Raw genomic sequence first — 11780 nt, 5'->3', positions numbered from 1 at the left:
GTTTGGTACAGGCCGCTTCATTCGCCGAACGGATAAGTTTCCGGCATGCCGCGATGCCGCTCCGGCCCCAGCGGCGTCACCGCCCGCGTCTCGTCGAACCAGACGAAGGCGTCGAACTGCTCGGGCAGGATCGCCTGGCTATAATGGCTCCAAAGCTCCGTATCGGGCCGATAGATCACGCCGATGAAGCGCTCCAGCATCGGTTCTGCCAGCCGCCGCCGCAGCGCCTCATGTCGCCCCGGCGACAGGTCGAGCTGGAAGCGGCCCTTGCCGCTGTCATGGAATTGCCGCTCATAGCTGTCCCGGCGGGACGGGTTCACACGCTTCACCTCCATATCGCCGTCCCAATCCGTGGCCGCCGCTACCGTGCCCGTGTGCGTGCCGAAACCGATCAGCGCCACGTCCCGCGCGAACCGCTCGCGCGTCAGCTGGCCGATGTTCAGCTCCTCGCGCGTCATGCCCATGTCCGTATGCCGCGCGTCGCCGATATGGCTGTTATGTGCCCAGACGATCGCCTTGGCGCCCGGTCCCTTGGCTTCGAGCAGATGCTCCAGCGTCTCGAACATATGCGTGTCGCGCAGGTTCCAGCTTTCCGCGCCGCCATAATACATGATCCGATAATAGCGCTCGGCCGAGGCGATCAGCCGCGCATTCTGCGCTGCGTCGATGAAATCCTCGCCATCGTCCCGCGCATAGTCGAGCCGCTTGCCCAGCAGGTCACGGCATTGCTCGATCACCGCCGCCTCGCACTCCGCATAGCCGCGCGACAGCGCCGCCCGGCCATAGATGGCGGGATCTTTCTGCCACGGTGTCAGGCAGCCATAGCGTTCCCGCGCCACCGCCGCCGCCTGCCGATCGACCCGGTCGAGATAGTCGAGCACCGCCCCGATCGACCCCGACATATTATAGATGTCGAGCCCGTAGAAACCCGCCCGCGCCTCCATCTCCCGCGACGCATTATGCTCGCGCATCCATTCGATCAGGTCATGAACGTCGCTGTTGCGCCACATCCATGTCGGGAAGCGCTGGAAGGGCGGCTCCGCTCCCTCTCGCGCGGGCCGGTGCCGCACATAGCGGTCGACCGTCGCCGCGTCCGGCCAGTCCGCCTCCACCGCCACGATGGTGAAGCCATGATGCGCCACCAGGTGCCGGGTTACCGCCGCCCGGGCCTGATAGAATTCGCTCGTCCCGTGGCTCGCCTCGCCCAGCATGACGACGCGTCGATCGGCAAACCGGTCGAACAGCCGCCCGAAGCTCGGATCGTCAAATCCCGGCAGCACTTCCGCCGCCTCGCCGATCATCTCCGGCAGCGTCAGATCGCGCGCCGCACCCGGCACATGGCTGCTGGCGGCGCGGCTGCCATCCTCGCGCCAGCCCTGCGCGCCGATCAGCGGCACGAACATTACCGCGCCCAGGCTGTCCTCCTCATAGCGGTCCTCGTCGCGCCGGCTGATCTTGCACAGCTTCTGGTTGCCCGGTTCGCCGATCGGGATGATGAGGTGCCCGCCAATCGCCAGCTGCTGCTTCAGGGCGGGCGGCACGGCAGGACCGGCTGCGGCCACCAGTATCGCGTCGAAAGGCGCCTCGTCCGGCGCGCCTTCGGTCCCGTCGCCCACGCGAATATCGACATTGTCGTAGCCCAGCCGGATCATGCGCTCGCTTGCCAGCGCTGCCAGCGGCGCGTGCCGCTCGACCGCCACCACCCAGCCGGCGATCTTCGCCAGCACGGCGGCGGCATAGCCTGACCCCGCCCCCACCTCCAGCACATGGTCGCCCGGCTCGATCTCCGCCGCCTCGATCATCGCCGCGACGATATAGGGTTGGGAGATCGTCTGCTCCTCCTCGATCGGCAGTGCGGAATCCTCATAAGCGAATTCCTTCAGCCCCTCCCGCACGAAAAGCTCGCGCGGCACGGACCGCATCGCGGCCAGCACGCGCCGGTCGCGTACGCCGCGCCGGGCGATCTGCGTCTCAACCATTCGCTCACGCAACTGGGCAAAATCAGTCATGATCGGGCACTCCCGCCGATCGAGCCAGCGCATCGGAGGGGCGCTTCCGATCGATCCTCTATCAAATCCGCTGAGTGCCCGGCGTTCCGCTCCTTCGCCTCCGCGCCAGCGGTCCACGCGCGGCCGTGCCGTGCTTGCGTCCAGTGGTGCGTGCCGACGCATACCACTTCTGCGCGCGTGCGTTCATTTACTCTCACACGAGCAGGAGACATGCGATGGCCGACCTCAGCCAGATCAAGGAACATATGGAAATCATCGGTGCCGACGGCGTGCATATCGGCACCGTCGATCATGTCGATGGCGACCGCATCAAGATGACCAAGGCCGACAGCGGCTCGCATGGCGATCATCACCATTATATTTCCGGTGGCCTCGTCGCTGCGGTAGAGGGCGAGCGGGTGCGCCTGTCAGCGAATGGCGATGCTGCCGTGCTGCTTCAGGAAGAAGAAGGCGGCGAGCCGCTGTCGGACAACAAATGAGCATGCGGGGAGGCGGATCATGACCAAGAAACTGAAGAAGGGTGACCGGGTCAGCTGGAACAGCCATGGCGGGCAAGCGCATGGCAAGGTTGTCAGGAAAGCGACCAGCCCGACGCAGATCAAGGGTCACAAGGTCGCCGCCTCCCCCGACAATCCCGAATTCATCGTCCAGACCGACGAGGGCAAGCGCGCCGCCCACAAGCCCGGCGCGCTGAAAAAGCAGGGCTGATCCCTCTCCCCGGCCACCCTGCTTCTACACAGCCTGCCGCCTTTTTAATCTGTGTGATGGTCCGGCCTGACGATCCGCGCTAGCTCCGGGCCACAGAAAACACAGGAGAGAGAAGCGTGTCGAAATCGACCGACGCGACCTATTTCGCAGCCCGAGCAAAGGCCGAAATCAGGAAAGCGACCGAGGCTAAATTGCGCGGTGAAAACAAGGCCACGATCGCCCTTCATGCCGAACTGGCAGTCCGCTATCAGGCCAAGGCGCTGAGGCTCCAGCGGCATTAGCAAAACCGGACCGGCGCGGGCGCGAATCGGCGTCCGTGTCTTCTCCTGAAAGCCTTGTTCCCTCCGGCTGCCATCACCATATCGCAAACTAACCTATGTCGCTTTGCGAGGCGCGCCATGGAAAATCGGTTGACCCAGATCGAGAAGGCTTGGGAACAGGCGCTGGAGGATATTTTTCAGCCCTATGTCGATCTGAAGCGGGAGCCGACGGCCAAGGCGATGGACGCCTTCCGCGCCGTGCTGGGGTCCAGCCGATATGACATCCGCCGCCATATCGCCGAGACGGCGGCGCGGCAGGGGTCCACCTTCCTCAGCCAATATCTCGCCGAAGAAGATTGGCGCCGCCCCAATCGCTAGTCACCTCCATCCTTAGTCTTCCTCATAAATTCCGTCACCCCGCGCTCGAACCGGGGTCTCGCTTCCTCTCGCGCAGGCTGAAGAAAAGCGGGATGCCGGGTCGAACTCGGGATGACCATGATGAGACGAACTTCGTTTCCATGATATTCGAGCTTCACATCATTCCGGGGCATGTTTTTCTGTCGGAAGTCGGACAAGGCCGCTATTGCCGCCAGCTAAGGCCCGTAACGGCCTCTTTGCGCTGGGACCTTTTATGACACAGGAAAACTTCATGCTTGCGATCCCCTGGGATCAGCCCGCCACGATGATCGACCTTGACGGCAAGGCCCCGATCATCGGCACGATCCGCGACTGTGCCCAGCATTTCGCGATTTTCAAGCCCCACGCCAAGGAACAGGCCAGGGTGCTCCTGACCAAGCCGGTGCATCGCGAAGGGCGCAAGACGCGGACCTGGCTGCTCGAACCTTTCGAAATCGAGCAACTGGCCCAGCGGCTTCAGGCCGAGCTTCATTAGAGCCTTCCCAATCGCCGTCACTGCCTTTATGCACAGCCGCGAAAGCCGGGTTTCGGCCCGCTTTCGCTGATCGCGCCGGTGCCCCGCCAGGGGCTTAATAGGGAATGCGGTGCGGACGCTCAGGCGTCCCAATCCGCAGCTGTCCCTGCAACTGTAAGCGGTGAGCGAGACGCATATCGATTGCCCGCGACCGCCGGGACAATCAGCCACTGGGCCGGACGCTAAATCCTGCGAGGCCTGGGAAGGCCATGTGTCGAGCGATGACCCGCGAGCCAGGAAACCTGCCTGCGTCTGGTCGCTCTTGCCTTGGCCCAGGGGATGGCCGCGGCACGGATCTCCGTCTGAGCGACGCCACAGGCGACGGGGCGATGCCACCTTCGCATGCCGGGCGCTTTTTGAAGGTGTCCGCCCGGTGTGCAGGCGCTCCCGTCCGGTTTCGCTGACGCCGACGGGGACTATAAGAATGACCCTGTTTTCTCATGCGCTGCGCCGCCGCGCGACAGCCATGTTCGCCATGCTCATTGCCGTCAATGTCGCGCTCTGGCTCTGGGCTTTCGCGCTCTTTGCCGGCGACACGGTCATGCTCGGCACCGCGCTGCTCGCCTGGAGCCTTGGGCTGCGCCATGCGGTCGACGCCGACCATATCGCCGCCATCGACAATGTGACCCGCAAGCTGATGCAGGACGGCCAGCGCCCGCTGACGGTCGGCCTCTGGTTCGCCATCGGCCACAGCGCCATTGTCCTCATCGCGGCCGTCGCCATCGCCTTTGCCGCGAGCGCGCTCAGCCGGGTCGAGATGTGGGGCGAGGTCGGCGGAACGGTCGCCACGGTCGTTTCCGCCACCTTCCTCTTTGCCATCGCGGCGATGAACCTGTTCATCCTGCGATCGGTACTCAAGACCTTCAACCATGTCCGCAACGGCGGCCGCTATGTCGATGAAGATATGGACATTCTCCTTGGCTCGCGCGGGCTTTTGGCGCGCCTCTTCCGGCCGCTGTTCCGCCTCGTCACGCGCAGCTGGCACATGGCGCCGCTCGGCTTCCTGTTCGGCCTCGGCTTCGACACCGCGACAGAGGTGGCGATCCTCGGCCTCTCGGCCGGGCAGGCGGCGAACGGGCTTTCCATCGCCACCATCCTCATCTTCCCGCTGCTGTTTGCCGCGGGCATGGCGCTGCTCGACACCGCCGATGGCGCGCTGATGATGGGCGCCTATCAATGGGCCTTCGTGAAGCCCATCCGCAAGCTCTACTACAATATCACCATCACGCTCGTCTCCGCCATGGTGGCCCTGCTCATCGGCGGGATCGAGGCCGCCGCCTTGCTGGGCGAAAAGCTCGGCCTTTCGGGCGGCATCTGGGCGGTGGCCGCTGATCTGGGCGATCATTTCAACAGCCTCGGCTTCTTCATCGTCGGCCTGTTCGCCGCCTGCTGGCTGGTGAGCTGGGCCATCTACCGCTGGAAAGACTTCGACCGGATCGAAGTCGCCCTGCCCGAACAAGGATTTGTCCAATGAACAAGATACCCGCGACCGTCATCACCGGCTTTCTCGGCGCCGGCAAGACCACCCTCATCCGCCACCTTATCGAAAATGCGGGCGGCCGCCGCCTTGCGCTCATCATCAACGAATTCGGCGATGTCGGCGTCGACGGCGCGCTGGTGAAGGGCTGCGGTGACGATGCCTGTCCGGAGGAGGACATTATCGAGCTGGCGAACGGCTGCATCTGCTGCACCGTCGCGGACGACTTCCTGCCCACCATGCAGCGCCTGCTCGACCGCCCCACGCCGCCCGACCATATCATCATCGAAACGTCCGGCCTCGCCCTGCCCAAGCCGCTGGTGAAAGCCTTCCAGTGGCCGGACATCCGCACCCGGGCCACGGTCGACGGGGTCATCGCGCTGATCGACGCCGACGCGCTGGCGGCGGGCCGCTTCGCCCATGACGAGGAAGCGCTCGCCGCGGCCCGCGCTGCCGACCCGACGCTCGACCATGACAGCCCGATCGAGGAACTGTTCGAGGATCAGCTGGCCTGCGCCGACCTCGTCCTGCTCAACAAGACCGATCTGGTGGACGCCGACACGCTCGCTACGCTGGAGCAGGATCTGGCCGGCGAAATCCGCCCCGGCGTCCGCATCATCCGCACCGCCAGGGGGCAGATCGACCCGGCCATCCTGCTTGGCCTCGACGCCGGTGTCGAAAACCAGATCGACGCCCGCCCGTCCCATCATGACGATGAGGACGACCACGACCATGACGATTTCGAAAGCTTCATCGTCGATCTCGGCGTCCTCGGCAATCCGGAGCCGCTGCTCGCCGCGCTGACCCAGGCGACCGCCGCGCACGACATATTGCGCGTCAAGGGCTTCGTCGCCGTCGCCGGCCGCCCCGCCCGCCTCGTCATCCAGGCAGTCGGCCCGCGCATCCAGCACCATTATGACCGCCCTTGGCAAGCCAACGAGCAACGCACCTCGCGCCTTGTCGTCATCGGCCAGCATGGCCTCGACCGCGCCGCGATCGAAGCCGCCCTGGGCGCGCAGACGGTCGCCGCCTGATGCACCTGCTGACCGCCACGCCCGGCACCCTCTCCAGCGGAGAGGAAGCCATCGACCTCGGCCAGTCGCCGGGCGACATCGTCCTGCTGACCGTGGCGGACAGCGAACTCGCCTGCTTCGCCAGCGCCGCCGCGGCGCTCGGCGACGGCGGGCCCCGCATCCGGCTCGCCAATCTGCTCCAGCTCAAACACCCCTATTCCGTTGACCTCTATGTCGAGCAGGTCATCGCCCACGCGAAATTCGTCTGCGTCATCCTCCTAGGCGGCAAGAGCTATTGGCCCTATGGCATTGATGAAATTGCCAATATCGCCCGCGAGAAGAAGATCGCCTTCGCCGCCATAGCCGACGGGCGCGAAGACGATCCCGACCTCCACGCCGCCTCCACACTTGCGCTGGAAAGCTGTGCGCGGCTTCGCGACTATCTGCGGCAGGGCGGCATTGCGAACGCGGTCGCCTTCCTCAAGACCGCCGCCCGTCTCGCCGGCCTTGATGCGGGCGAACCCGACGCGCCGGTCCCGGTCGCCGACGCGGGCCTCTACCTTCCCGGCACCGACCGCCCCGCGCTCGAGCAGGTGAAAGCCCGCTGGCTCCGCGGCCGGCCCACCGCGCTCTTAGTCTTCTACCGCGCGCTGCTGGTCGCCGGCACGCTCGAAGCCGTAGACGCCATGATCGCGGGCCTCGAAGCCGCCGGCCTCAACATCCTGCCCGTTCATGTCCGCGCCCTGCGCGAGCCCTTCGCCCAGGACTTCCTCCGCAGCCTCATGGCGCAATCCCCGCCGGACGTGATCCTGAACGCGACCGCCTTCGCCGCCAGCGCCCCGGGAGAACCCCGCACGCCCTCCATCCTTGAGGAAGCGGACTGCCCGATCCTCCAGACCGTCTTCGCCAGCGCCGAGCAAAGCGCGTGGGAGAGCAGCGCGCGCGGCCTTGGTCCTCGCGATCTCGCCATGCACATCGCCCTGCCCGAAGTGGACGGCCGCCTCTTCACCCGCGCCGTCGCCTTCAAGGCCGCGGCCCGTTTCGACCAGCGGACCGAATGCAGGATCATCGTCCCGCGCGTGCTCCAGGACCGCGTGAACTTCGTTGCACAACTGGCTGTAAATTGGGCGAGACTTGCCCGAACACCCGTTGCAGATCGGCGCGTTGTCCTCGTCCTTGCCAATTACCCCAGCAGGGACGGCCGCATCGGCAATGGCGTGGGGCTCGACACCCCCGCCAGCGCCGCCGCGATCCTGAACGCGCTGGCGGAAGCGGGCTACGCCACCGCCGACGCTCCCACCGAAGGCGCAACCCTCATGCGCCAGATTACTGGCGGCGACGCCAACCAAACTTCCTGCGATCCGGGCCCTTCTCTCACGCTGACGGCCTATCAGACAGGCTTCAGCGCCCTTCCTCCATCCGCGCGCGAAATAATCACCGCTCGTTGGGGCGATCCCGAAGCGGACCCTTTCGTCCGCGAAGGCGCCTTCCGCCTCCCCGTCCACCGTTTCGGCAACATCGCCGTCGCCGTCCAGCCATCGCGCGGCTATGATATCGACCCGAAGAGCAGCTATCATGACCCCGCGCTCCCGCCGCCGCACGCCTATCTCGCCTTCCACTTCTGGCTCGCCCAGGAATTCGGCGCCCACGCCGTCGTCCATGTCGGCAAGCACGGCAATCTCGAATGGCTGCCCGGCAAGGCCATCGCCCTGTCCGAAGGCTGCTTCCCGGAAATCTGCGCCGGGCCGATCCCGCAAATCTATCCCTTCATTGTCAACGATCCGGGCGAGGGCACGCAGGCCAAGCGCCGCATCGGCGCCTGCATCATCGACCATCTGACGCCGCCCCTGACCCGCGCGGAAACCTACGGCCCGCTGAAGGAACTGGAGGCGCTGGTCGACGAATATTATCTCGCCGCCGGCATGGACCCGCGGCGGCTCGACACGCTGCGCAAGGACATATTCGCGCTCGCTGCCGCGCAGGGCCTGGACAAGGATGCGGGGGCGCAGGGGAGCGGAGACGATGCCTTAGCAGCGATCGATAACTATCTGTGTGAACTCAAGGAACTTCAAATCCGCGATGGCCTCCACATCTTCACCCAGTCGCCTGAAGGTCCGCTCCGCCGCGACCTGCTGATCGCTCTCGCCCGCTGCCCGCGCGGACTGGACGAAGCCGGCCAACAGTCGCTGCTGCGCGCGCTGGCGGATGATCTGGCGCTCGGCTTCGACCCGCTTGATTGCCATATGGGCACGCCGTGGACCGGACCACGTCCGGAGGAACTGGCCAATCTCGTCCCCGGCCCATGGCGCACCATCGGCGACACGGTGGAACGGCTGGAACTCTACGCCATCGCCCTCCTCGACCGTCATTCCCGCGAAAACGGGGATGACGATGTCGTCGTAGGCCCCCAAACCACTGCCGTCCTCCACGCCATCGTCACCGACCTCGCCCCCCGCGTCGCCGCCTGCGGCCCGGCGGAAAGGTCCGCCCTGCTGGCCGCGCTCGACGGCCGCTTCGTCCTTCCCGGCCCCTCCGGCGCGCCGACACGAGGCCGCCCCGACGTCCTTCCCACTGGCCGGAACTTCTATTCGGTCGACACCCGCTCGGTGCCGACCGTCGCCGCCTGGAATCTCGGCCAACGTTCCGCCGACCTCATCGTGCAGGATTATTTCCAACGGCAGGGCGACTATCCCCGCGCGATCGCCCTGTCCGCCTGGGGCACCGCCAATATGCGCACCGGTGGCGACGACATCGCGCAGGCGCTCGCGCTGATGGGCGTCCGCCCCCGCTGGGACTGGGCATCGGGCCGGGTCATCGGCTTCGAGGTGATGAAGCTCGCTGAACTGAACCGCCCGCGCGTCGATGTCACCTTCCGCGTCTCGGGCTTCTTCCGCGACGCCTTCCCCGAACAGATCGACCTCATCGACAGCGCCGCCCGCGCCGTCATGGCGCTCGATGAACCGGAGGAGGACAATCCCGCCGCTGCCCGTCACCGCGCCGAAACCGCCGCCCTCATCGCGCAGGGCGTCCACGAAAAGTCCGCCACCCGCCGCGCCGCCGCCCGCGTCTTCGGCTCCAAACCGGGCGCCTATGGCGCAGGCCTGCAAGCCATGATCGACGAGAAGCTCTGGCACGACCGATCGGACCTTGCGAACATCTATCTCGACTGGGGCGGCTACAGCTATGGCGGCGGGGTGGAGGGGGAGGCCGACCGCGCCCTCTTCGCCCAGCGCCTGACGGAGGCCGACGCCCTCATCCAGAATCAGGATAATCGCGAGCACGACCTGCTCGACAGCGACGATTATTACCAGTTCGAGGGCGGCATCGCCGCTGCCGTCGAGCATCTCTCCGGCAGGAAGCCGCTCAGCTACCATAACGACCATAGCCGCCCCGAGCGCCCGGTCATCCGCACGCTGGAGGATGAGATCGGCCGCATCGTGCGCGCCCGCGTCACCAACCCCAAATGGATCGCCGGCATGATGCGCCACGGCTATAAGGGCGCGTTCGAGATCGCCGCCTCGGTCGATTATCTCTTCGCCTTCGCCGCCACCACCCACGCGGTGCAGGACCATCATTTCGACGCCGTCCACGCCGCGTTTATCGAGGATGAGGCCGTCCGCGCCTTCATGGCGGAGGCGAACCCCGCCGCCCTGCGCGAAACCGCCGCGCGCCTGCACGAAGCGCTCGACCGGAACCTCTGGAAGCCGCGCTCCAACAGCGCCGCCTATCTTCTCTCCACCCTGAAGGACGCCCAGCCATGATCGACCGCACGCCCGAACAACATGCCGAAAAGATGAAGAAGAAGCAGGCCGCCCATGACAAGATCATGGCGACCAAGACCCAGGAAAAGGGCCTGCTGATCGTCCACACCGGCAAGGGCAAGGGCAAGACTACGGCCGCGCTCGGCATGGTCGTGCGCTCCATCGGCCACGGCAAGAAGGTCGGGGTCGTCCAGTTCGTCAAGGGCGCGATGACCACGGGAGAAAAAGCCGTGTTCGATGCGTTTCCCGACAATGTCGAGTTCAAGCCCATGGGCGAAGGCTTCACCTGGAACACGCAGGACAAGACGCGGGACATTGCCCTGGCCCGCGAAGCGTGGGATGAGGTCAAACGCATGATCGCCGACCCCGCCTATGACATGGTCCTCGCCGATGAACTCAACATCGTCCTTCGCTATGATTATCTCCCGGTCGAGGAAGTGCTGGAGGCGGTGAACGGACGGTCGGAGATGAAGCATGTCCTCATCACCGGCCGCAATGCGCCCGAAGCGCTGGTCGAGGCGGCCGATCTCGTCACCGAAATGACGCTCATCAAACATCCCTTCCGCAGCGGCGTGAAGGCCCAGCCAGGGATCGAATTCTGAAAGCCAACGGCACCCCCCTCGCCTTCGACGCGGTCGCCTTCGACGCGCTGATCCGGGCGCGGCGCGACGTGCGTCATTTCCGCACCGATGCGCTGCCGGAGGATGAAGTCGAGCATCTGCTCGAACTCGCCCATAATGCGCCGTCGGTCGGACTGTCGCAGCCGTGGCGCTTCGTCCGGATCGAAACGCCGGCCCTGCGCGAGGAGCTTGCCGTCCACGTCGATGAGCAGATCGCAAGGGCCGGCAATATCTATCGGGGGGAAGAGGAAAAACTCTATCGCAGCCTGAAACTGCACGGCCTGCGCGAAGCGCCGGTGCTGTTCGCCGTCTACTGCGACGAGGAAACGGAGACGGGCCATAAGCTGGGCGCGATCACCATGCCCGAAGCGCGACGCTACAGCTGCGTGATGGCGATCCATACCATCTGGCTCGCCGCCCGCACGCGCGGCATCGGGCTTGGCTGGGTATCGATCCTCGACCGGCCGACCGTGGACGCCATGCTGGAGGTCCCGGAAAACTGGCGCTGCCTAGGCCTCCTCTGCCTCGGCTATCCCGTCAGCGAGGAAGCCACGCCCGAACTCGAACGCCGCGGCTGGGAACATCGCACCGACTGGCATTCGGTGGTGGTCACGCGTTGACCCTTGTTCCCTCTCCCCTTGTGGGAGAGGGAAAATCCACCCCCTTCCCTTTCCTCCGCGCAGCCCCTATGAAGCGCGCCGGAACGGGCTTGGCCCGCGCCATCGATCGCGTCGGTGTCCCCGCATGGGGGCTTAATTGGGAACGCGGTGCGGGGGGAAACTCCCAAATCCGTGGCTGTCCCTGCAACTGTGAGCGGCGAGCAGAGCTGGGAAGACCGACAAGGTCAGCCACTGGAGCGATCCGGGAAGGCCCCTGCCGATGCTGTGACCCGCAAGCCAGGATACCTGCCGGCGCATAGGGTCGCTCTTGCCTTGGTCCAGGGGATGGTCACGGCTCGGTTTTCCGCGTGAGCGACGGTTTAGGAGCGGTTGGGGAACTTC

Annotated in this window: 11 protein-coding genes and 2 riboswitches; of the genes, 10 read left to right on the top strand and 1 reads right to left on the bottom strand. The window is 65.7% G+C overall.

The genetic code is table 11. The annotated features are described in order from the left end of the window. Window positions 1–17: 17 nt before the first annotated feature. A complete protein-coding gene (locus L858_RS0103090) occupies window positions 18–2009 on the bottom strand; it encodes a protein-L-isoaspartate(D-aspartate) O-methyltransferase (RefSeq protein WP_028055746.1) in 1992 nt (663 codons plus the stop codon). Between the two features lie 215 nt (window positions 2010–2224). On the opposite strand from L858_RS0103090, the gene L858_RS0103085 reads away from it, so the two are divergent. From L858_RS0103085 to bluB, 10 genes are all read left to right on the top strand, one after another. Next, window positions 2225–2488, top strand: coding sequence for a DUF2171 domain-containing protein (locus L858_RS0103085; protein ID WP_022681681.1), 264 nt, complete (start codon window positions 2225–2227; stop codon window positions 2486–2488). A gap of 19 nt (window positions 2489–2507) precedes the next feature. After that, a complete protein-coding gene (locus L858_RS0103080) occupies window positions 2508–2717 on the top strand; it encodes a hypervirulence associated TUDOR domain-containing protein (RefSeq protein ID WP_022681680.1) in 210 nt (69 codons plus the stop codon). A 116-nt stretch (window positions 2718–2833) separates the two neighbouring features. After that, window positions 2834–2998 carry a hypothetical protein gene (locus L858_RS21885; protein ID WP_022681679.1) on the top strand — a complete coding sequence of 55 codons (165 nt, stop codon included), beginning with the start codon at window positions 2834–2836 and terminating at the stop codon, window positions 2996–2998. 117 nt (window positions 2999–3115) lie between these two features. Further along, a complete protein-coding gene (locus tag L858_RS0103070) occupies window positions 3116–3355 on the top strand; it encodes a hypothetical protein (protein ID WP_022681678.1) in 240 nt (79 codons plus the stop codon). 271 nt (window positions 3356–3626) lie between these two features. Next, entirely contained in the window at window positions 3627–3869 is a 243-nt protein-coding gene (locus tag L858_RS0103065) for a hypothetical protein (RefSeq protein ID WP_028055745.1), read from the top strand. A 59-nt stretch (window positions 3870–3928) separates the two neighbouring features. Then, a riboswitch (cobalamin riboswitch) is annotated at window positions 3929–4172 on the top strand. 160 nt (window positions 4173–4332) lie between these two features. Beyond that, complete coding sequence (locus tag L858_RS0103060; RefSeq protein WP_022681676.1) at window positions 4333–5382, top strand: HoxN/HupN/NixA family nickel/cobalt transporter; 1050 nt, start codon at window positions 4333–4335, stop codon at window positions 5380–5382. Continuing rightward, on the top strand, window positions 5379–6419 hold the full coding sequence (gene cobW / locus L858_RS0103055) for a cobalamin biosynthesis protein CobW (protein ID WP_022681675.1): 1041 nt from the start codon (window positions 5379–5381) through the stop codon (window positions 6417–6419). The genes L858_RS0103060 and cobW overlap by 4 nt, the downstream gene beginning before the upstream one ends. After that, entirely contained in the window at window positions 6419–10159 is a 3741-nt protein-coding gene (cobN, locus tag L858_RS0103050; RefSeq protein ID WP_022681674.1) for a cobaltochelatase subunit CobN, read from the top strand. Before cobW ends, cobN begins: the two co-directional genes overlap by 1 nt. Further along, window positions 10156–10761, top strand: coding sequence for a cob(I)yrinic acid a,c-diamide adenosyltransferase (cobO, locus tag L858_RS0103045; RefSeq protein WP_022681673.1), 606 nt, complete (start codon window positions 10156–10158; stop codon window positions 10759–10761). Before cobN ends, cobO begins: the two co-directional genes overlap by 4 nt. 47 nt (window positions 10762–10808) lie before the next feature. Beyond that, window positions 10809–11399, top strand: coding sequence for a 5,6-dimethylbenzimidazole synthase (gene bluB / locus L858_RS0103040; protein WP_193742845.1), 591 nt, complete (start codon window positions 10809–10811; stop codon window positions 11397–11399). Between the two features lie 95 nt (window positions 11400–11494). Continuing rightward, a riboswitch (cobalamin riboswitch) is annotated at window positions 11495–11706 on the top strand. Window positions 11707–11780: the final 74 nt, after the last annotated feature.

This window comes from Sphingobium bisphenolivorans, from assembly GCF_000412635.1.
Classification (GTDB): Bacteria; Pseudomonadota; Alphaproteobacteria; order Sphingomonadales; family Sphingomonadaceae; genus Sphingobium; species Sphingobium bisphenolivorans.
Note: the sequence above shows the minus strand (reverse complement) of the source record. Positions and strands in the feature narration are given on the sequence as shown.